This is a genomic window from Bifidobacterium thermophilum (genome assembly GCF_037482445.1).
Classification (GTDB): Bacteria; Actinomycetota; Actinomycetes; order Actinomycetales; family Bifidobacteriaceae; genus Bifidobacterium; species Bifidobacterium thermophilum_B.
In genome coordinates, this window is sequence record NZ_JBBHLY010000001.1 from 189,864 (window position 1) to 211,741 (window position 21,878).

Below are 21,878 nucleotides of genomic sequence, written 5' to 3' on the forward strand. Positions count from 1 at the left end.
TCTTCCGTATCGTTGCCCTGAAACGCCGCCCCGTGCCCGCCTTGGAGCACAGCCCCGGAACGGCGTTTTACCGTTGCGAATATCAGTTGCCCTCGTGGACGGCTTCCTCGGCTGCCTGCTTGCGCTGATCATGACGCCAGCGGATACCCGCCTCGATGAAGCCGTCGATATCGCCGTCAAACACAGCCTGGGTCTGCGAAGTCTCATAACCGGTACGCAGATCCTTGACCATCTGGTACGGATGCAGCACATACGAACGCATCTGATCGCCCCAGCTGGCCTTGATATCGCCGGCAAGCTCCTTCTTCTTCTTGGCTTCCTCCTCATGGCGCAACACCAGCAGGCGGGACTGCAAGACCGCCATGGCGGCCGCACGATTCTGGATCTGGCTGCGCTCATCCTGCATGGAAACCACAAGACCCGTAGGCAAATGGGTGATACGCACCGCCGAATACGTGGTGTTCACCCCCTGGCCGCCAGGACCCGACGCCTGGAAGGTATCGACACGGATGTCGGAATCCGGGATATCGATGTGATCGGTGGATTCCACGAGCGGAATCACCTCGACCGCGGCGAAAGACGTCTGTCGGCGGCCCTGGTTGTCGAACGGCGAGATGCGCACCAGGCGATGCGTGCCGCCCTCGACCGAAAGCCGGCCATACGCGTACGGCGCATCCACCTGGAACGTGGCGGATTTGATACCCGCCTCCTCGGCGTAGGACGTGTCCATCATCTTCGTCTTGAAATCATGCCGCTCGGCCCAACGCAAATACATGCGAAGCAGCATCTGGGCGAAATCGGCGGCATCGACGCCGCCGGCGCCGGAACGGATGGTGACGACGGCGGAACGCGCGTCATATTCGCCGTCCATGAGGGTCTGGACTTCCATATCGACGAGGTCCTGGTCAAGCTGCTTCAAACTGCTGACAGCCTCGTCCATGGACTCCTTGTCGTCCTCTTCGGAGCCAAGCTCGTACAGGGTCTCGACGTCATCGATGCGCCGCTGGGCATCCTTGAGACGCTTCAACTGGGATTGTGCAGCCGACAGCTTGCTGGTGATGTGCTGGGCGTGCTCCTGGTCATCCCACAGGCCCGGGGCGCTCGCCTCCGCCTCGAGCTCCTTGATTGACGCGGCCAAAGCGTCCATATCGACGGCTTTGGCGATCATATCGAATTTCGCCTTGGTCTCGTTCAAATCCTGAGTAAAGTCATAGTCTGCCACAACTATCCACCTTACAGGTACAACCGGAAATCGACCATCGGCTGAATAGAACGTTCACATCCCTTGCCGATTCCACGCAGTGCCAGCCCCCACAGGCCGCTACTGCCCGCACGACTCCCCCATTGCGCCGGAACGATCGCGGGCGGTTCTTGCCGCCGCCACGCCGCCGCCTGATTCCACCGCCGGCAGCCGGTCGCCGGTCGCCAGCCACAGACCACCAGACGCCAACCCACAACCCACAACCGGTCGCCACCTGCCCATTGCCGCCCCCCCTCTGATTGTGAGTGACCGCTCGCCGCCACCTGTCTCAGATCCGCAGAGCCTACGTATCTTGGGCCCCCAATCGCATCGATTGTGAGCAGCCACCCACAACCAGCAGCACAATCGGCCTGGATGACACCGTACCGTCGACGCCATTCCCACTGGCTGTGAGCAGCCACCCACAACCAGCAGCGCCCGGCCTTCGGCCACACCTTTCCAGCCGCCACACTGCCCTGTGATTGTGAGCGGCCGCACGCCACCGGCTGACAGCCGACCATCCAGTACCGCTCCATCACCAATCCCGCTCCGATACCTGCGCGCGGTCACTCACAACCAATCGGGATCTGCCGGTAACGGCAAATGCATCACACCGTCGTCACAGTCGATTGCGGACCACCACTCACAACCAGCGGCCAACCCTGACGGACCGCGACCCGACAGAGCGCAGACCAACGGACCGCAACCCAAGGGACCATGACCCCACGGAACGCGGTCCGACAGACCATGACCCCACGGAACGCGATCCGACTGAACGCATGAGTCCAAGGGCCGGAGGGCATGTGGAATAAGCGGCGGGTCGTAACCTGACTGACCGCATCGTTAGCCGCGTCTCTTTCTTGCCGGCTGTGGACCGTCACTCACAATCAGCACGATGGCAACCAACACTTTGATATATGCGGTGGCACAACACGGATGATTACGGATGATTACAGGCGATTACAGACAATCGCACGAGAAGATCATGCGCCACCACGTCGGGACAACCTCCCTGCAACAACCGGCAGCGCATGCATTGGGCATCCGCTGCCAACGGCACGGGGCATCAGGCTCACCCCGGCATCCGGCCCAGGCCTGTCGTGAGCCGCAACTCACGATCAGCATCAGGCTACATCAGCACGGACTGCGGCAAAGGAGCCGACGCCAACCGCCGGCACCGGCACCAACGCCAGCGCTACCGACGTCACCGACAGCCAGAACGATCGCCGCCCGTCGCATCCAGCAGTATTGCCATCAGCGCAAACGATCGCCATGGCGCGGACCCATACCCGGCAAAACGCCATCAGCCGGGCGGCGCGACAGCCCTTTGTATCCCAGACACAGCATTCACGTCCTTGTCCGCCGTTCTGGCTTCCCTCGCCAATCGCATGACAAGCCGGCGGAGAGTCATCGGCTCATGCACGCGGACTTCCCGTCCGATGCGCCGGGACAAGCGCATCGCCACGCTGCGGACGAACGACATCCGCGAAGCGGCATCCCTGAGATCCTGCCAAGTGGCATTGATGCATGACCATTCGGCATCCTCGAGCAGTTTGCGACGCTGCACGTCATATTCCCAGGTGCCTGCATGATGCCTGCCATCATATTCAACAGCGATTTTCGCTTCAGGATATGCGAGATCCAGGAAAAACCGCCGTCTCGCGGAACCAGCCATGACGCCGGCACCTGGAGCGATCTCGACAGCCGGATTCACTTGCGGCGTCGGAAGCCCATGCGACATGAGCATCAAACGCAACTCGCTTTCCCGGAACGAGTCGGTGTTCTCACGCATAAGCGTCATCGCGCGGCGGCAATCCGCAGTACCTCGCGGCATCCGACGACGATCAGCCCGGATGGCCTCATGCGTTTCATGGCACAGATCCCGCAGGTCGCGAAGAGCCATCCAACGCTGGTCCGAATCCCTTCTCATCAGGGCGTCGCCCAGCAGCACCAGAGCCCGCAACCCCGACTTGCGCGCATACATCAGCCACGTGGTGTCAGGCGCCACGCATGCGATATTGCCCAGCTTCATCTGCCGCATCGGATAGCTCCAGTACACACATCGAACGCCCGCGATACGTCGGCGCGTCTTCTGTGAGACAGCGACAACGACCAGCTCCTCGTGATCAAGCTCACCAGGAACGTCGATGCACAGCAGTTTCAAAGCGGTACTCAACGCGAAAACCAATGGTGACGCCACCCGCGCCTGCAATTCCCGGCAACGAACCAGCGTCTCAGCCTGGATGCGCAGCAACCTGACCGAAGTCGTCTCTACCCGTCGGCCATTCGCCTGTCTCAGCAGCCCGGATTCCTGGTGATACACAGTATTCATAGAAACGACGTTACCGAACAGAGTTCAACGGGACCCAACAGAACGAAGAATGTGGTCAGAAGATGAAGCGAGACGACATAGACGGATGAGAGGGCAGATAGCAGTCGGAAGCTCGCAAACGAGACGGGCGCGAGACTGTCATGATGGCCGAGACATGGAAACACAAGAGCCAAGCGGCAACAGGTCGCAGGCGCAATCGGCAAGCGGAAGACCGATGGAAAACAGGAACAAACGGTGCGGAACAGGTGGTATCGCAGACATTTCCATTGGCTGGCCCATCGGCGCTCTATTGATTGGGCCGTTGACCGTCTGGGCTGTTGACCGTCCCGTCGGTTGTGAGTCGCCACTCACAATCTCACGTGCATACCCGCCAGCAGTCTGTCCGGGCATTCACCAAACCGCCGGGGCAAGCTGGTTGTGAGCCGCCACCCACGACCAGCACTATTGATATCAGCGTTATCCTCCCTCTCGCCGCCCCTTGCCAGCAGATCGTGAGCCAAGACTCACAACGGACTTTGACAGGCTCGAATGAACAAGGGGATTCCGTGTCTCGGCAAAAAGTGACCGACCCGGCAGCGAGCCGCCACTCACAACCAATGCTCAGGTTGGATGCCACGAGCTGGTGCCGCGCCCGATGCCCGTGTCACGGCGAGCCGCCACTCACAATCAGGGAACAATACATGCTGTGCAGTGGCCGGCGGCCTATCGAATCGCGCCGGAAATGTCCGACGACTCACAATCAGGGCTTGTCACATGGGTATCAGACGGCATCAGACGGCGATCGGGCGCCGCCGACGGCACATCGCCCGCGAATTGCAGGCCGCCACCGAGCCGCCACTGACAATCACACGCGATGGCTACCGGAATCCCGCAACCGCCATTACCCTGCCCGTAATATACTCAACGATGAAGCGCGCAACGAGAACCGCGCACCACAGCAAGCAACGGCAGGAGAACATCATGGCAGATCAACGCACCGCATGGGGATGGGGACTGGCAAGCATTGACGCGGCCGGCACCACGCTCGACGTGTGGTATCCCAAGCTCACCATCGGCCCGGCTCCCTCAGAGACGGACCGTCCGGCACACGGCTTCGACGCCTTCGTGCGCAAGGAGGCCGATGCGCGCGGGGTACGACGCGTCCCCGTCTTCACCGTCAGCGACCTTGACGCCGCGCCTGCGGACGCCGCCGACGCCTACCTGCGTCTGCATCTGCTGAGCATGCGCCTGGCCAAGCCGAACACGCTGAACCTCGAGGGTATCTTCGGCGTACTCGCCAACGTCGTATGGACCAATTACGGCCCGTTCGCCATCGAGGACTTCGCCCTGCGCAAGATGGACGTGCAGGCCGCCGCGAACCACGCGGTCAATGGGGCTCCCGCCGCCAACGTCGAGGTCATGCTCGTCGACAAGATGCCGCGCATGGTCGACTACGTGGTCCCCACCGGCGTGCGTATCGGCAACGCCGACCGCGTGCGTCTCGGCGCCTACCTTTCCGAAGGTACGACCGTCATGCATGAGGGCTTCGTGAACTTCAACGCGGGTACGCTCGGCGTCTCGATGGTCGAAGGCCGCATCTCCCAGGGTGTCGTGGTCGGCAACGGCTCCGACATCGGCGGCGGCGCCTCCATCATGGGCACGCTGTCGGGCGGCGGCAAGCTGCGTAACTCGATCGGCGAGCATTCGCTGCTCGGCGCGAATGCGGGCATCGGCATCTCGCTGGGCGACAACTGCGTGGTCGAGGCCGGCCTGTACGTGACCGCCGGCACGAAGGTGACCGTGTACGACAAGGCAAAGGTCGCCGCAGGCGAACCGCTCGACGTGGTCAAGGGCGCGGATCTGAGCGGCAAGAACAACATCCTGTTCATCCGCAATTCGGTCAGCGGCCGCATCGAGGCGCGCTACCGCAAGGTCGGCATCGCACTCAACGAGAAGCTGCACAAGAACTAGAGACCCGCAAACAAAAGACCCACAAACAGGCGGGGCGGGCAGGCGGCACCGACAAGGCACGCGGCCCGCCCCGCGATGTTTTGGCACCTCATGTTTCAATACCCAAGGAAAGAACCAATATCATGCATATCGTCAATACCGTGCTGGTGACCGCCGTCGCCCTCGAATTCGTCTACATTTTCTATCTGGAAACCATCGCGACCACATCATCGTCCACGGCGCGCGTGTTCGGCATGACCGGCGAGGAACTGTCCCGTGATTCGGTGACCACCCTGTTCCGTAACCAGGGTGTCTATAACCTGCTGATCGGCGTACTGCTGCTGATTGCACTCTTCGCCTACCATTCGACGGCGGCGGTCGCCTGGCTGCTGGGCATGATCATCGCGGTCGCCGCGTACGGCAGCTTCACCAGCAGCCCATGGATCATTCTCAAGCAAGGCGGACTGGCGATCATCGCGCTGGTGCTCGTACTGGTGTTCGGACTGTGAGGTACAGCCGTATGGCGATGGCCGCAGCCTGATTGGGCAGCCTCCGTCATACGGCTACCGGTCCTTGAAATCCGCAATTCACCGCTGGTCCATCGGCACGTAATCGCGCTGGGGTTCCCCGGTGTAGACCTGGCGGGGGCGGCCGATCTTGGTCATCGGGTCGTCGAGCATCTCCCGGTACTGGGCGATCCAGCCGGGGATGCGGCCGAGCGCGAACAGCGTGGTGAACATGGCTGGATCGAAACCGATGGCGCGGTAAATCAAACCAGTGTAGAAGTCGACGTTCGGGTACAGGTGGCGCGAGACGAAGTAGTCATCGCTCAGCGCAATCTGCTCGAGTTCGGTGGCCACGTCGAACAGGGCGCGCTCATCCTGCGGCAACCTTGACGTGGCCTCATGCTCCATGATCTTGGTCAGGTAGGTCTTGGCGATGGCCGCGCGCGGGTCATACGACTTGTAGACGCGGTGGCCGAGCCCGGCGATACGCTTGCCGTTGTCCTTGGACCATTCGACGAATTCCTTGACGGTCTTGCCTGAATCGCGGATGGCTTTGAGCTGGCGCAGCACCGCCTCGTTCGCGCCGCCGTGCAGCGGGCCGGACAACGCGTTGACACCGGCCGCGACCGCGGAATACAGGTTCGCGTGCGCACTGCCCGCGATACGCACCACGGAGGTCGAGCAATTCTGCTCGTGGTCGGCGTGGATGATGAGCAGCCGGCCGAGCGCGTGCACGTACAGCTGGTCGGATTCGAACGGTTCGTACGGCACGGCGAAGCACATGCGCAGGAAATCGTCGACATAGCCGCGAGAGACGTCCGGGTAGAGCATCGGCTCGTCACGGCGGCGGCGGAAGATATAACTGACGATGGTGCGCGCCTTCGCCATGATGATTTCGGCGGCCTCGTCAAGCTGGTCGGAATCGTTGACATCCGTGGTGTCGGGGTAGAACGCCGCGAGCGCGTTGATGGCTGAGGCGAGCACGCTCATCGGGTGCGAGGTGCGGGGGAACGAGCCCATGAAGGTGCGGAAATCCTCGCCTACCATGGTGCGATGGTTGATGTCGGAGCAGAACTTGTCGTACTGCTGGCGTGTGGGCAGTTCGCCGTGGCGCAGCAGCCAGGCGACCTCAAGGAAATCGGACTGTTCGCACAGCTGCTCGATCGGGTAGCCCCGATAGCGCAGAATCGAGTTGTTGCCGTCGATGAACGTGATCTTGGATTCGCATTGCGCGGTCGTCAGGAAGCCCGGGTCGAGTGTCACCCAACCGTCGTTGCGCAGGTTGGACACGACGATGCCGTCCGGTCCCGCGGTCGCCTTGACCAGCGGGAGGTCATACTGCTCGGAATCGACTTTCAACTCGGCTGTCGCCATCAGCTCCCCTTTCCGTAAGAATTGCCTTCACACCTGCCACACACTGTTCGCGGCGATGATACAGCTATGTTCGCGCATGTTCTGGAGTGTGTTTATGATATCAGACCGCGTCTTTGCAATGCCCCGTCCGTCTTGCACAATGGTCATTGCGACGCGCATTATTCGTTGCCGGGCGGGCCGATAGCGCACCAATGCTTGCGGTCCAGACAACGCGGAAAACCGGCGGGGTGGAACGGCCAAACCGCTCCACCCCGCCGGATGATATCCAAGGTATCGGCGTGATTACTCGTCACGCGCGGTGAGGATCACCGGGCCGTCCTCGGTGATGGCGATCGTATGCTCGGTGTGCGCGCCACGCGAACCATCGGCGGAACGCAGCGTCCAGCCGTCCTTCGGATCCTGGTAGATCTCGTCGGTGGTCTTCATGAACCACGGTTCGATCGCGATGACCAGGCCCGGGCGCAGCTTGTACCCGTGATGCGCCTTGCCGTCGTTGGCGACATGCGGGTCGCCGTGCATCACGTGGCCGACGCCGTGACCGCCGAACTCGAGGTTCACGGTGTAGCCCTGCTCGTGCGCGACATCGCCGATGGCGGCGGAGATGTCACCGAGACGGTTGCCCGGCTGCGCCTGGGCGATACCGGCGGCGAGCGCGTCCTCGGTGCATTTGATCAGGCGCAGGTCTTCGGGATCCTTGTTCTTGCCGACGACGAAACTGATGGCGGAGTCCCCGACCCACCCGTCGACGCTGATGGCAAGGTCGAGGCTGACCAGATCGCCATCCTGCAGATTGTAGTCGTAGGGAACGCCGTGCAGTACGGCGTCGTTGACGGAGATGCAGATGTAATGCTTGAACGGGCCGGTGCCGAAGTCCGGGGCGTAATCCACATAGCAGGATTCCGCGCCTTTACGGCTTTCGATGCGGCGGCGAACATAATCGTCGATGTCAAGCAGATTGGTGCCCACGCCGGTCTGGGCGCGCAAGTCCTTGAGAATGCTGCCGACGAAGTGGCCGGCAGGCTTCATTGCTTCGATTTCCTGAGGTGTTTTCAGTTCGATCATAGTTGTAACCCTACTTCGTGCGGCTTACAATGCAAGCCCTGATGCCGGGATTCGCTTGCCGGCGGGCGGATGGGACATGATGGGCCGCCCGTCAGTTGCGGCGGGCGGCCCATCGGTGTCGGCTGGGGATTCGGCGGCGATCAGCGTTTGCTGGGTTTGCCGAAAGTGAACGCGCGCACAATCGCACTGATGCCAAGCACGATAAGCGTGATACCGCCGAAGATCATCAGCGTGAGAGCCGACGGGCCGGGCCAGAACAGGATCGCGATGCCCGCGATGATCGAGATGATCGCGTAGAAGATCGCCCACCCCTGGTTCGGCAGCATCCAGGATTCGGCCAAGGCCATGATGCCTTCGACGATCCAGCAGATGCCGACGGTCAGGGTGATGACGATGAGCAGGGTTTGTGCGGACAGCGCCGTGTACTTGAACATGATGACGCCGCCGACGGTGAGCAGCAGGCCGACGATGATGTCCAGCACACGCCATCCGGCGGGCAGGCCGAGTTCGACGATGGCGCTGACGATGCGGACGACACCGGAGATGACGAAGAAGACACCCAGGGCGACCGCGGCGACGACCAGCGTCTTGCCCGGCCACACCAGCAGCGCGATGCCGAGGATGACGGCGACGATGCCGATCAGGCCGTAGGCTCCGCGGATGGTGTTCTTCGCACGCTGGGGCAGCATCTCCTCGACAAGCCGGAACGGGTTGAACGAGTAGGGGCTCTGCCCTTGCGGATCCGGGTTCTGCCCGGCGTTGGGATTCGGGTTGCCGGCATACGGGCCATAAGGATTCTGATTCATATTCTGATCAGTCATGATTACTCCTTTCCTTACAGGTACCGAAGTTGTGCCTTCACCGCGATTGTAGGCATGACCGGGCGCGGAAGGAAGGAACAACATGCGCGATCCTGTCTGTTTTCGACCCGTGCCGCGCGGCCTGTACGGAACCGCTTTCGCGTATCTGTCGCCGTCGGCGCAATCCGCCGGTGTTGTCACCGAATCTGGCTAGGGTGAAGCTATGAGCAACGCTTTGGTTTCCGGCCTTGACCCGGCCTCTTTCTCTTCTGTCATCAAGCCCGTCGACGACCTGTTCCGGTATGTGAACGGCCCGTGGATCGATACGTACCGTCTTCCTGATGACCGTTCCCGCTATGGTTCCTTCGACAAGCTCGCCGAGGATGCGGAACGCCAGATCCGTGACATCCTGGAGGATGATGACTGCCCGGCGGCGAAGTCCCACGCGCTGTACCGCACGTTCTGCGATACCGAGGCCATTGATGCGGCCGGCATCTCGCCGATCCGCGCCGATCTCGACGCCATCGACCAGGCCGAGGACAAGGCGGGCCTGACGCGTGTGCTCGGTTCACTGAACCCGACCGGCGGTCCTGACCTGTTCGCCATAGCCGTGTACGGCGACCCGGGCGACCCGGAGCACAATATCGTACATATCGAACAGGCAGGCATCGGCCTGCCCGATGAAGCGTACTACCGTGAGGACCATTACGCCCAGGTCCGCGAACAGTACGTGGCGATGGTCGCCAAGCAGCTACGCCAGGCCGGGTACGGCGATGAGCTGCAAACCGGGGAGCAGGCCGGGCGTTTCCTCGATGTGGAAACCCGGATCGCTTCGCACCACTGGGACAACGTGGCCACCAGGGATTCGCAGAAGACGTATAATCCCACGGACTTCGCCGCGTTGGACGACACGCTCGCCCACTTCGACCTCACCGCCTGGATCGGCGCGTGGCAGGCGGCGTATGACGCGACCGCCGCCGGCAAGGCGCAGCCGCTTGATCTCAAGGCGATCATGCAGCATACAATCGTGCACGAGCCGAGCTTCCTGTCCGGTCTTGACGCGTTCTGGGCGGCCAGTGACCTTGATGACCTGAAGCTGTGGGCGCGCGTGCACACGATCATCGGCTGGGCGGGTATGCTCGGCCATGAGTTCGATGAGACGAACTTCGCGTTCTACGGCAAGGTGCTGTCCGGCGCCAAGCAGCAGCGTGACCGGTGGAAGCGTGGAGTGTCCCTGGTCAACGGCGTGTGCGGCGAGGATGTCGGGCGTGAATATGTCAAGCGGCATTTCCCTGAAAGCTCCAAGCAGCGTATGGAGCAGCTGGTCGGCAACCTGATCGACGCCTACCGGGTGTCGATCAGCATCAGCGACTGGCTCGGCGAGGCGACCAAGGCCAAGGCGCTGGAAAAGCTCTCGAAGTTCACCGCGAAGATTGGGTACACCAGCCACTGGCGCGACTACACCGCACTTGACGTGCGCGACGATGCCGGGCTTGTGGACAATATGCGCGCCGCGTCCCTGTACGAGAACGGCTACCAGCTGTCCAAGGCCGGGCAGCCGGTGGACCGCGACGAATGGCTGATGAACCCGCAGACGGTCAACGCCTACTATGAGCCGTCACTCAACGTCATCGTCTTCCCGGCCGCGATCCTGCAGCCCCCGTTCTTCAATCCGCAGGCCGATGACGCAGCGAACTACGGCGGTATCGGCGCCGTGATCGGACACGAGATCGGCCATGGCTTCGATGACCAGGGCAGCCAGTATGACGGCGACGGCAAGCTCGACAACTGGTGGACCGATGAGGATCGCGCGCATTTCGACCAGCGCACGAAGGCACTCATCGAGCAGTACAACGGCTTTGTGCCCCGCCAGCTCGCCGAGAAGTACGCCGACGAGCCGGGCAAGGCCCCCCATGTCAACGGCGCGTTGACCATCGGCGAGAACATCGGCGACCTGGGCGGCGTGAATATCGCGCTCAAAGCATACGCCTTCGCGCTCGACGCGGCTTCGGGCAAGCCGGAGGATGGCTCACCCGAAGCGATTCGAGCGGCTCTCGACAGCGCCCCGGATATCGATGGGTTCACCGGATTGCAACGGTTCTTCCTGAGCTACGCGTCGATCTGGCGCACCAAGCAGCGTGACGAACTGGCCGAACAGTACCTGCAGATCGACCCGCACTCACCCGCCGAATTCCGCACCAACGGTATCGTGCGCAACGTCGACCTGTTCTACGCGGCCTTCGACGTCAAGCCTACGGACGCGATGTGGCTCGACCCGGACAAGCGGGTACGCATCTGGTAGCCGCACGCCTGCGCTGACGAGGTAGGCTCCGGCAGGAGGACGGGCTCCATGGCCCGTCGCCGTACACACTGGTGGGGTGTCCGCTCCGGGCGGCACCCCACCAGTGTATGAGCACGGTACCGATCCGGGGACGGGGGATCATCCGATCGTCATATCTCGTCATCGGTGAATTCCTCCTCCTGGGGCGGGTATACCTCGGCGGCGGCCTGTCGCCCTTGGGTGTCTTGCAGCCCTTGGGCGCCTTGCGCTCCGGCCGGCGCCGCCGCGTACGGATCGACGGGACGGGACTGCATCTGCCGCCCGGAACCGTCATACGTAGTCGCCTGGTTTTCCGCCGGTTGTGCCGTACGAGCGGCCTGATCGGCGGAAACGTTTTTCTGGCGGGTGAATTGCGACGTCCCCAAACCCAGATCATGGCCGATCGAGGCGGCTTCGATCACCGTTCTCGAATGCGTTTCGCCGTCGCGTTCCCATTGCTCGTTCGCCAGCGAGCCGGTCACGATCACCGGGTCGCCCTTGCGCACGCTGTTGAGCACGTTCTGCGCCAGCGCGCGGAACGCCTTGACCGTGATCCATATGGTCGGGCGGTCCTTCCATTGTTGTGCCGCGGCATCGAAATAGCGGCGTGTACACCCTATCCTGAACGAGCAGGCGGGTGCATCCTTACCGTAGCTGGCCGGGTCGGACCCGACATAGCCGTTGATAGTGATCAGTCCTTGTTGCACCATTGCGTTCCCCTTCGTTGGCAACCGGTTTGTGGACTGCAGGCGGGGCGGTGAACATCTGCCACGCAACGGAGTAAAGAGGCGGAGCATGTATCGTCACGTCGTCAGCGGTTCTTCCGCCACGCCTGCGGTATTTCCCATTGTGCCGCAGGCATGCGGCGGTACGCCAGGCTGGGACGCGATTGTGGTCAGAAGACGCATCCATCGCCCAAAAGCCCGGAATTCCAAGCAATCCGGCGGCATCCCCAATGTGGATAACCAGGCTTCATCTGTCTGCCTGCGCTGGGCGCCTTCCCTGTGGAGGCGGAAACAGCGGGCGGAAGCGCTGCGGGCAAGCGCATACCACCGGAATACGAAGACGGGCGTCACCACATCCGAGGTGACGCCCGTCAACGGCGTGTTCCCTACACCGTACCCGCCGGGAACCATGCGGGCAGTATCCGTTACTCGCCGAGCAATGCAGCCAGACGATCAGCAATGGTCTGCGCGGCGGCATCGACCGCGACGGCCTCGGAGTTCGAACCGTCACGGTCACGGACCTCGATGGTGCCGTTGTTGACCGTGTCACGGCCGACCACGGCGACCAGCGGCACGCCGATCAGCTCAGCGTCCTTGAACTTGACACCCGGGGAGACCTTCTTGCGGTCGTCGTACAGCACCTCGATACCGCGCGCTTCGAGTTCGGCGACCAGCTTCTCGGCGGCGTCGAAAGCCTCGGCGTTCTTGCCAGTGGCGAGGACATGCACCTGGGCCGGGGCGATGACCGCAGGCCACGCCAGACCCTTGTCATCGTGATGGGTTTCGGCGACGCAGGCGAGCACACGGCTCACGCCGATGCCGTAGCAGCCCATCCACACCGGGACGGTCTTGCCGTTCTGGTCGAGGACCTTCAGGCCGAGCGCGTTCGAATACTTGAGGCCAAGCTGGAAGACCTGGCCGATCTCCACGCCACGCTCGAAGCTCAGCGGGCCCGAACCGTCCGGGCTCATATCGCCGTGGCGGACCTCGACGGCCTCGACCGTGCCATCAGCGGTGAAATCACGGCCGTACACGAGGTTGTAGTAGTCCATCTCCGCCTCGTCGGCACCGGTGAACCATGCGGAACCGTGGGCGATATGCGCATCGATGACATAGCGGATCGGGTGTTCGACACCGCGCGCCGCAGCCTGCGGGCCAAGGGCCATCGGGCCGATATAGCCACGGACCAGTTCCGGATGCGCCTTCAGGTCATCCTCGGTCGCTTCCTCGATCTCAGCCGGGGTGAACTGGGCTTCCAGACGCTTCATATCGACCACCCGGTCGCCGGGCACGCCCACGACCACGAGTTCGCGCCACGGCTCGTCGTGCTCGTCGTCCTCGGGGTGCTTGACCGCGATGACGACGTTCTTCAGGATGTCGCTCGCCTGCCACGGACGGCCGTCGCTGCGCGGATGGTCCGCATTGGCGCGCGCGACCATGTTCTCGATGCTCATCGCATCCGGGGTCGGCACCTTCTCGGCGGCAGGGGTCTCGGAATAATCCTCGACCGGAGGTTCCGGCGTGGTCAGCGCCTCGACGTTCCAGGCCTTGCCGGACGGGGCGAGCGCGAAGGTGTCCTCGCCGATCGGCATCGGGGCGAGGAACTCCTCGGAAGCGGAGCCGCCCATCGGGCCGGACATGGCGAACACCGGGACATACTTCAGATCAAGACGGGTGAAGATGCGCTCGTAGGCGCCGCGCTCGTCCATATAGGCCTTGCGCATGCCCTCCTCGTCAACGGTGAAGGAGTAGGCGTCCTTCATGATGAACTCGCGGCCGCGAATCAGGCCGGCACGCGGACGGAACTCGTCGCGGTACTTGGTCTGGATCTGGTAGAGCGTCACCGGCAGATCCTTGTACGAGGAGTACATGTCCTTGACCAGCAGGGTGAACATCTCCTCATGCGTGGGGGCAAGCAGGTAATCCGCGCCATGGCGGTCCTTCAAACGGAAGATGTTCTCACCGTACTCCTCCCAGCGGTGGGTCGCCTCGTACGGCTCGCGCGGCAGCAGGGCCGGGAAATGCACTTCCTGGGCGCCGATGCCGTTGATCTCCTCGCGGATGATGCCCTCGATCTTGTCCAGGACACGCAGGCCGAGCGGCAGCCAGGTCCAGATGCCGGGGGCCGCCTTGCGGATATATCCGGCGCGTTGCAGCAGTTTCGCGGAATCGACATCCGCATCGGCAGGATCCTCGCGCAGCGTGCGCAGGAAGAGCGTAGACATACGAAGTGCTTTGGAACTCATGAATCCCAAGGTATTCGCGTTAGGGGACATTGGGGGACGAGCGTCTGCCGGCATCGCGGGCGCGATGGGGTCGAGGAGCTTGGTGGGTTTGGTGGGGCCAGTGAGATTGGTGGGATCGCGAGCACGACTGGTTCGACGGGCGCGGCTGGTTTGGCGGGATTGGCGGCGCGGCCAGTTCAGGCGAAGCCGGTTTGGCGGATTCCCTGGGTTCCACGGGCGTAGACTGATTCGGCGGGATCGATGGGCACAGCTGGCACGGCCGGTTCGGCAGATGCAACGGGTTCTGCAGATTCCACGGGCGCAGTGGGCGCCGTGGGCGAGGCTGGTTCGGAAGGCGTGTCAGGCTCGGCAGATTCCACGGGTGCAGCGGCTTGACAAGATCGGCGAACTCAGCAACTTGGCGGGTTCAGTGCGCGACAGACTAAGTGGAACGCAGCGTTGATGAAGCAGCAAGGAATATCCAAAGCCACCATGTCTTGATCATGTGAAAAGCAGACTGGTTGTTGGCTGCGGCGATGTGAGCGGATTGTCGCACCGCGGACAGATAGGTGTCCAATCAGTGCAGACGGTACGACCAACTGGCTGATGTGTGACCCTATCGTCGCACTGCGAAGCGATTACCGCTTCATAAGCAGAATCAGTACAACTATCTGACCTGTGTGCGAGCGAATCCTCACACAACGGGGGCGATAACCGGTAGGACGACTTAGACCAGCGCAACTACCCGGCCTGTGTGCGAGCCAATCCTCACACAACGCCCCCGCCGCCACCAAACCAGCCGTCACCCGCCATCCAACCCGTCTCCGTGCGAGCCAATCCTCACACAACGGGGCACAACCGACAACCACAAGCCAATCCAGACACCCCACACCTCCATCATGTGAGCCAAACCTCACACGATACGGCACAACCACCATCAACAAGCCAACCGGACAGGAGTAAGACGCGATCATGTGAGCGAATCCTCACACACCCAAGCGAATCACCGCCCGGCAGGCAGAATCGACACAGCCAACCGGCCAGCGTGTGAGCGAATCCTCACACCACGCCCCCGGTGCCACCAAACCAGCCGTCACCCGCCATCCAACCCGTCTGTGTGTGAGCCAATCCTCACACAACGGGGCACAACCGACAACCACAAGCCAATCCAGACACCCCACACCTCCATCATGTGAGCCAAACCTCACACGATACGGCACAACCACCATCAACAAGCCAACCGGACAGGAGTAAGACGCGACCGTGTGAGCGAATCCTCACACACCCAAGCGAATCACCGCCCGGCAGGCAGAATCGACACAGCCAACCGGCTAGCGTGTGAGCGAATCCTCACACCACGCCCCCGGTGCCACCAGACCAGCCGCCCCCTGCCATTCAACCCGTCTGTGTGTGAGCCAATCCTCACACAACGGGGTACAACCGACGGCCACACGCCAATCCGGCCCACCCAAACCACCATCATGTGAGCCAATCCTCACACACCCACGCACGAACGAAACGCTGCCACACGCGGCGCAATCCTCAGATGCACCCGCCGTGAGCGTCCGCAATGCCGCTATTGCACGTATCTGTGATGCCGAGAGCATGCATCTCGCGTATCTGCAGCACTTCATGGACCACATCTGCACTATGTGTGTTCCCCCATGCCCAATATCGCAAGCACGATTCGCGGAATTCCAACGACACTGCTTCGAGTATCGGGTGTCGACGAACACACATATGCGAGATACCCTTCGGCAGGTACCACAGACAACGCAGATAGCCATATCTGCGCGTGGTATTCCGCTGTACCGAATCGATTCTCTGGAGGACTGCTTACGTGGGCTATCCAGCCGAAAGCGGCTGTAAACCGCATCGCCCGGCATACGCAACACGGCAGATCGCCTCATCAAACCACCTGCGGGCAACCCAAACAACAGGGCATGCATGCCGCGACATACACGACGCCACAGATAAACAGACGATTCCTCACGGAACACCCCAGACTGCTCAACGCGCATGCCCCGGCATACGCAACTCGGCAGACCGTCCCTCCCAACCGTCCATGGGCAACCCAAACAGCCCAGCATGTATGGTCGGGCAAACACGACACGGCAGAACATGGTCCGCGATTGCCGGCGGGCAGGCAAAGCCGCCAGTTTGTATGTCATGGCATGCACGGCGTTGTGCCGCGCTGCGCAACTCAACGCCGTACGTCGTCAGATGTCATGCGCGATAGGGCATCACTGGTCGCCAGCAGCACAGCGTCGCCCGTTCGCCGCCGCACGCCGAACCGGTTGGGCAGTCGTGAATCCACAAGGCGCCAACCATCCGCCATCCGCTCACCACTGCCGAATCACCGTCATTCGTCGACGCTATTCACTGGGCGCAACACATTCACCGCCACCTGTCACCATCCACCGGATACCACCCGCTACCACAACCGCATACAACCCGCACCCAGATCTCACCGCCACTCCAACAAGACCGAGCATCACCAAGCACCGGCGAAGACCGGCAATTGGCCGCGATATCAGGGATGGTTACGTTCCCATGTAAAAACGACACGCGTGAAACGTTTAACGTTTGCCGTTAAACGTTTAATGTTCTATCATCGTGTGTGCGAACGGAAACCGACACCGATGTCCCGGCAATCACCGCCAGGGTTGATGCCCGAAGCATCAAAGCAGAGGCGCCGATCCCGCAAACCGAAACCATCAACGGAATGAAGGACAGAGAAATGGCACGAAGAAGTGTACGGATGGCCATTGCGGCCATCGCCGCGGCATCCACGCTCATCCCCCTCGCCGCCTGCGGTGGCAGCGGCAAGGCCACCACAGACGCCAACGGCAAGCCGATTGTCACCATCGAGGTTCGGCGCAACGTCACCGACAACCCGATGAAGAAGACCCAGTATTCCAAGGATCTCGAGGCTGCCTGCGATTGCACGATCAACTGGCAGGAGATCAGCGACAACGCCTGGGGCCAGCAGAAGGCAGCCAAGATGGCGGCCGGCGACTTCCCCGACATCGGCCTGTCGCTGTACGACTCCACCGACGTCACCAAGTACTCCTCGCAGTTCGAGGACATGTCCAAGGACCTGTCCAAGCTGCCGAACGTTCAGAAGTTCTTCAAAGCCCAGCCCGACGCGAAGAAGTTCGCCGAGGACAACGGCCACCTGTACCTGCTGCCGTCCGACCGCGGCAAGGGCTACCGCGTCTCCGGCACCCACATATTCATCAACAAGACCTGGCTCGACAAGCTCGGCCTGCCCGTCCCCACCACGTGGGATGAGCTCAAGACCACGCTCGAGGCCTTCAAGACCAAGGATCCGAACGGCAACGGCAAGGCCGACGAAGTCCCGATGAACATCCGCGGCCTCGGCTTCGGTCTGTGGAGCCCGCTGACCCTGCTCAACTCCACCGGTTTGACCACCAGCTTCATGGGCGCTTCGGCATCCAGCCAGGGCTACTACGTCAAGAACGGCAAGGTCGCCAGCTACCTGACCTCCAACGAGCTCAAGGACACCATCAGCTATCTGCACTCCCTGATGGCAGAAGGCCTCATCCCCAAGGACGCCCTGACCCGCGACGCTTCGAAGTACAATTCGCAGACCATCAGCGACGGCAAGACCGCCATCAGCGGCGTGACCTTCGGCTGGTCGAACTACTCCGAGTTCGGCGACAAGCTCGGCGAACAGTACATCACCCTTCCGCCGCTCAAACAAAAGGCGTCCGACCCCGACTCCAAGGTCAAGTGGGATTACTCCCAGCCCGCAGCCGAATACGCCTACGTGCTGAGCCTCAACCCGAAGACCGCCAACAAGGACGCGGCGCTCAAGCTCATCAACGCGATGTACAGCGAGAAGCTCTCCGTCTCCGGCTTCTACGGCTCCATCCCGGACATCGTGGCCGACAACGGCAATCACAAGTACACCATCGACAAGGCCAAGGCCTACGCCGAGTACCCTGACACCCGTGCCGTCGCGCTCCAGGATCGCTTCGCCGGTTGGATCCCCGATGACGTAACGATCGTCAACGACACGAACGCCGAGCAGGTCACCGCCAGCGACCAGGCCGTGCGCAAGGTCATCGAGAAGAACGTCAATCCGACCAAGGATGTCATCCCGATCTGGGTGCACCCGAGCAGCGAGGATATGGACACCCTGTCCAACAACAACACCGCCATCTTCAACTACACCGACAACCAGCTCGCCAAGTGGGTGCAGAAGGGCGGCATCGACAGCGAGTGGAACGACTATCTGAAGAAGGTCAAGGAGCCGACGCTCGGTCTCGAGACCAACATCAAGATCTGGCAGAAGTACTACGACAAGCAGGCCTGAGCCTCTCGTAGACTGCCGATCAGGCGGATTCCGCGGGGCGCATGACGTAAGCGACGTAGGCATCGCGCCCCATGCGCCCCGCGGACACACCGCACAACAACAAGACTTACCCCTGATTCCTTGAACGGTGGAGGAGCTCGGCTCCTCCACCACCTCCTCTTGTAGACGCCTCGCGGCCATAGAACGAAACAGGTTCGCAGCCGTCACGCGTCACCCGGCCGATACACCAACAACATTTGGAGCTAGCATGACCACGCCATCAATCACCGCAGCGGCGGCTCCGTCGGCACCAGCCACCCGACAGCCATACGCCGCTGAACCGAATACGCAGAAGAAACCCAACATCATCGACAAGCTCGCGCGCCACTTCAGCCGCTACTGGGAGCTGTGGGTGCTCAGTGCGCCGGCCCTCATCTTCGTGGCGGTCTTCGCCTACGTGCCGATGTGGGGCATCCAGCTCGCCTTCCGCAAGTTCGACCCGGACAAGGGCCTGACCGGCGGCGACTGGGTGGGCTTCTACTACTTCAAGCAGTTCTTCCACTCCCCGCTGTTCGGCGAGATCATGGGCAACACGATCCGCATCAGCCTGTGGACCCTGGTGATGGGCTTCATCTTCCCGATCATCCTCGCCCTGCTGATCAACCAGATCCATTCCAGCAAGGTCAAGGGCTTCGTCCAGACCGTCACCTACATGCCGCACTTCATCTCCATCGTGGTCATCGTCTCGATGCTCAACATCTTCCTGACCCCGGGAAGCGGCATCATCGGCCGGTTCCTCGGCCCGGAAAGCGTGATGGGCAACCCGAAGGCGATTACCTCCGTCTACTGGATCTCCGAAGTCTGGCAGCACTGCGGATGGAACTCCATCATCTACCTGGCCGCCCTCGCAGGCGTGGATACCTCCCTGTATGAGGCCGCGAAGATCGATGGTGCCGGCCGCTGGCAGCTCATCCGCAACGTGGATATCCCCGCGATCATGCCGACCGCTTCGATCCTGCTGATCCTGAGCATGGGCAGCGTGCTGAACGTCGGCTTCGACAAGATCTTCCTGATGCAGAACTCGCTGAACCTGCCGGCCACCGAGGTCATCTCGACCTACACCTACAAGATCGGTATTCTCAACAGCCAGTTCTCGTATTCCACGGCCATCGGCCTGTTCAACACGGTCATCAACTTCATCTTCCTGATCACGGCGAACGCGATCTCCAAGAGAATCTCCGAAACCAGCATTTTCTAGGAGCCAACCATGTCAGCAACAACAGCAGCGCCCGCACCAAAGACTTCGGGCGACGAAATCCCCTGGAACAAGCATCAGCGTCAGCACCTGACCCCCGGCGACTGGGTGGCCAGCATCATCATCTACGGACTCATCGCCCTGGCGGTGATCGCGGTGCTCTACCCGCTGTGGTTCGTCATCGTCGCGTCCTTCTCCGACCCGAACAAGGTCGCCGCAGGCGATGTCTTCCTCCTGCCGAAGGGCATCACCTTCGTGGGTTACGCCAAGGTCTTCGCCAACGCCCGCATCTGGCGCGGCTATCTGAACACCATCATCTACTCCGTAGTCGGTACGGCCGTCAACCTCGCCGTGACCATTCCTTGCGCGTTCGCACTCTCCCGTAAGGAATTCAAGCCCCGCCGCGTGATCCTCTTCCTGTTCACCGTCACGATGTTCATCAGCGGCGGCCTGATCCCGAACTACTTGCTGTACAAGCAGCTCGGCCTGCTCAACTCGATGTGGGTGTTCATCCTCCCGGGCGCCGTCAGCGTGTACAACGTGATTGTGGCCCGCTCCTTCTTCGAGACCTCGATTCCTGAAGAACTGTTCGAAGCAGCCCAGCTTGACGGCGAAAGCTACCTCGGCTACTTCTTCAAGATCGTCATCCCGCTGAGCTCCGCGATTCTCGCCGTCATCGGCCTGTACTACTTCGTGGGCCACTGGAACGACTTCATGACAGGCTTGATCTTCATCACCGATGACGATAAGCAGCCGTTGCAGGTCGTGCTCCAGCAGCTCCTGCTCGTCGCGCAAGGCACCGCCACCAACGTGGATGCCGCCGCCCAGCAACAGGCCGCCGACCAGATCAAGTTCGGCATCATCATCGTCTCGACCCTGCCGCTCATGATCATCTATCCGTTCTTGCAGAAGTACTTCAACAAGGGCGTGATGCTCGGAGCGGTCAAGGGCTGAGGCCCGCACACTTGCCGGGGTGCCGTTATCCCCTTTGCGGCATCCCGGCGATTCTCTCACACCGCGGGTCCGGCAGACACACCGCTGCCAATGCCGAAAACCCACACCCGGCTTGACTTGAAGGAGAGTCATGTTACGCTCATTCGCCCTAGGATACGAACGCTTCTGCCGCGTCGTGCTCATGATTGCGGTCACCCATGTGGCGTTCCTCGTCCACACCTTGATGGGTGTCGTCGTCATCGGCCTGTTCCCCTCGATTTCCGCCACTTACACGACGTATCGCACCTGGCTGCTCAGCGAGGACCGCAGCTGGAGCATCCGCGAAACCTGGATTGTCTTCCACCGCGCATGGAAGGACGACTTGGCCGGGGCGAACCGCTTCGGCTGGCCGCAGGCGCTGCTGTGGGCCCTGCTGATCTTCGACTACTGGGTGGTGAACTTCCATGACGCCGGCAAGCTCGGATACGCCAGCGCCGGTGTCCTGCTCATCGGCATCGTGTTCTACGGCCTGTTTTCCAGCCTGTCGTGGGCGCTCAAAGCCAATTTCGACGAATCCGGATGGTGGATCACACGCATGACCTTGCAGATGGTCATCGCACGTCCGCTGTGCAGCCTGTGCCTGACCGTCCTGTTCATCCTCACGGTATGCTCGTGGATGACATGGCCAGGCCTTATCCCGGCATTCGGGGTAGCATTGCCCGTGTTCTTCGTCATGATGGTCGTCAGCAAGCTCGGCAAGGTCCCGGGCATGACACGTCCGGAAGACGAAGGCGAAAGCGCCAACGATGATTCCCGTCTGCTCATGCAGGCGACCGGAACGGCAAACAAGTAAGGA

General features: G+C 61.7%; 14 protein-coding genes. 7 read left to right on the forward strand and 7 right to left on the reverse strand.

Going from position 1 to position 21,878, the window contains the following annotated elements; all coding sequences use genetic code 11:
- Window positions 1-82: 82 nt before the first annotated feature.
- Together prfB and WD012_RS00755 are read right to left on the reverse strand one after the other, a co-directional pair.
- On the reverse strand, window positions 83-1,222 hold the full coding sequence (prfB, locus tag WD012_RS00750) for a peptide chain release factor 2 (protein ID WP_339561904.1): 1,140 nt from the start codon (window positions 1,220-1,222) through the stop codon (window positions 83-85).
- Window positions 1,223-2,543: 1,321 nt separating this feature from the next.
- Window positions 2,544-3,572: a DUF559 domain-containing protein gene (locus WD012_RS00755; protein WP_339561905.1), complete on the reverse strand. Its 1,029-nt coding sequence runs from the start codon at window positions 3,570-3,572 to the stop codon at window positions 2,544-2,546.
- 960 nt (window positions 3,573-4,532) lie between these two features.
- Between WD012_RS00755 and dapD the strand changes: the two genes are divergently transcribed.
- Together dapD and WD012_RS00765 are read left to right on the forward strand one after the other, a co-directional pair.
- On the forward strand, window positions 4,533-5,522 hold the full coding sequence (gene dapD / locus WD012_RS00760; RefSeq protein WP_339561906.1) for a 2,3,4,5-tetrahydropyridine-2,6-dicarboxylate N-succinyltransferase: 990 nt from the start codon (window positions 4,533-4,535) through the stop codon (window positions 5,520-5,522).
- Between the two features lie 122 nt (window positions 5,523-5,644).
- Entirely contained in the window at window positions 5,645-6,010 is a 366-nt protein-coding gene (locus WD012_RS00765; protein WP_044279553.1) for a DUF1304 domain-containing protein, read from the forward strand.
- A gap of 78 nt (window positions 6,011-6,088) precedes the next feature.
- Here WD012_RS00765 and WD012_RS00770 read toward each other — a convergent pair whose 3' ends face one another.
- The 3 genes from WD012_RS00770 to WD012_RS00780 form a co-directional block, all read right to left on the reverse strand.
- A complete protein-coding gene (locus WD012_RS00770; protein ID WP_339561907.1) occupies window positions 6,089-7,381 on the reverse strand; it encodes a citrate synthase in 1,293 nt (430 codons plus the stop codon).
- 282 nt (window positions 7,382-7,663) lie between these two features.
- Entirely contained in the window at window positions 7,664-8,443 is a 780-nt protein-coding gene (gene map / locus WD012_RS00775; protein ID WP_339561908.1) for a type I methionyl aminopeptidase, read from the reverse strand.
- 140 nt (window positions 8,444-8,583) lie between these two features.
- Window positions 8,584-9,249 (reverse strand): HdeD family acid-resistance protein, encoded by a 666-nt coding sequence (locus tag WD012_RS00780; protein WP_339562093.1) that lies wholly within the window; start codon window positions 9,247-9,249, stop codon window positions 8,584-8,586.
- A 217-nt stretch (window positions 9,250-9,466) separates the two neighbouring features.
- Between WD012_RS00780 and WD012_RS00785 the strand changes: the two genes are divergently transcribed.
- Complete coding sequence (locus WD012_RS00785; RefSeq protein ID WP_339561909.1) at window positions 9,467-11,545, forward strand: M13 family metallopeptidase; 2,079 nt, start codon at window positions 9,467-9,469, stop codon at window positions 11,543-11,545.
- A gap of 149 nt (window positions 11,546-11,694) precedes the next feature.
- Here WD012_RS00785 and WD012_RS00790 read toward each other — a convergent pair whose 3' ends face one another.
- Window positions 11,695-12,273 carry a single-stranded DNA-binding protein gene (locus WD012_RS00790; protein ID WP_339561910.1) on the reverse strand — a complete coding sequence of 193 codons (579 nt, stop codon included), beginning with the start codon at window positions 12,271-12,273 and terminating at the stop codon, window positions 11,695-11,697.
- A gap of 440 nt (window positions 12,274-12,713) precedes the next feature.
- A complete protein-coding gene (locus WD012_RS00795; protein WP_339561911.1) occupies window positions 12,714-14,534 on the reverse strand; it encodes a proline--tRNA ligase in 1,821 nt (606 codons plus the stop codon).
- Window positions 14,535-17,253: 2,719 nt separating this feature from the next.
- Between WD012_RS00795 and WD012_RS00800 the strand changes: the two genes are divergently transcribed.
- From WD012_RS00800 to WD012_RS00815, 4 genes are all read left to right on the forward strand, one after another.
- The gene (locus WD012_RS00800; RefSeq protein WP_339561912.1) at window positions 17,254-18,855 is read left to right on the forward strand and encodes an extracellular solute-binding protein; all 1,602 of its coding nucleotides are present in this window, start codon (window positions 17,254-17,256) and stop codon (window positions 18,853-18,855) included.
- A 247-nt stretch (window positions 18,856-19,102) separates the two neighbouring features.
- Complete coding sequence (locus tag WD012_RS00805; RefSeq protein ID WP_081885510.1) at window positions 19,103-20,092, forward strand: ABC transporter permease; 990 nt, start codon at window positions 19,103-19,105, stop codon at window positions 20,090-20,092.
- A gap of 9 nt (window positions 20,093-20,101) precedes the next feature.
- Window positions 20,102-21,043: a carbohydrate ABC transporter permease gene (locus tag WD012_RS00810; RefSeq protein WP_339561913.1), complete on the forward strand. Its 942-nt coding sequence runs from the start codon at window positions 20,102-20,104 to the stop codon at window positions 21,041-21,043.
- A gap of 130 nt (window positions 21,044-21,173) precedes the next feature.
- Window positions 21,174-21,875 (forward strand): YesL family protein, encoded by a 702-nt coding sequence (locus tag WD012_RS00815; protein ID WP_339561914.1) that lies wholly within the window; start codon window positions 21,174-21,176, stop codon window positions 21,873-21,875.
- Window positions 21,876-21,878 lie beyond the last annotated feature (3 nt).

Coding starts and splice junctions, on each gene's coding strand:
- WD012_RS00770 (WP_339561907.1), bottom strand. CDS start 7,381: ATGGCGACAGCCGAGTTGAAAGTCGATTCCGAGCAGTATGACCTCCCG.
- map (WP_339561908.1), bottom strand. CDS start 8,443: ATGATCGAACTGAAAACACCTCAGGAAATCGAAGCAATGAAGCCTGCC.
- WD012_RS00765 (WP_044279553.1), top strand. CDS start 5,645: ATGCATATCGTCAATACCGTGCTGGTGACCGCCGTCGCCCTCGAATTC.
- dapD (WP_339561906.1), top strand. CDS start 4,533: ATGGCAGATCAACGCACCGCATGGGGATGGGGACTGGCAAGCATTGAC.
- WD012_RS00755 (WP_339561905.1), bottom strand. CDS start 3,572: ATGAATACTGTGTATCACCAGGAATCCGGGCTGCTGAGACAGGCGAAT.
- WD012_RS00795 (WP_339561911.1), bottom strand. CDS start 14,534: ATGAGTTCCAAAGCACTTCGTATGTCTACGCTCTTCCTGCGCACGCTG.
- WD012_RS00800 (WP_339561912.1), top strand. CDS start 17,254: ATGGCACGAAGAAGTGTACGGATGGCCATTGCGGCCATCGCCGCGGCA.
- WD012_RS00780 (WP_339562093.1), bottom strand. CDS start 9,249: ATGAATCAGAATCCTTATGGCCCGTATGCCGGCAACCCGAATCCCAAC.
- WD012_RS00815 (WP_339561914.1), top strand. CDS start 21,174: ATGTTACGCTCATTCGCCCTAGGATACGAACGCTTCTGCCGCGTCGTG.
- WD012_RS00785 (WP_339561909.1), top strand. CDS start 9,467: ATGAGCAACGCTTTGGTTTCCGGCCTTGACCCGGCCTCTTTCTCTTCT.
- WD012_RS00790 (WP_339561910.1), bottom strand. CDS start 12,273: ATGGTGCAACAAGGACTGATCACTATCAACGGCTATGTCGGGTCCGAC.
- WD012_RS00805 (WP_081885510.1), top strand. CDS start 19,103: ATGACCACGCCATCAATCACCGCAGCGGCGGCTCCGTCGGCACCAGCC.
- WD012_RS00810 (WP_339561913.1), top strand. CDS start 20,102: ATGTCAGCAACAACAGCAGCGCCCGCACCAAAGACTTCGGGCGACGAA.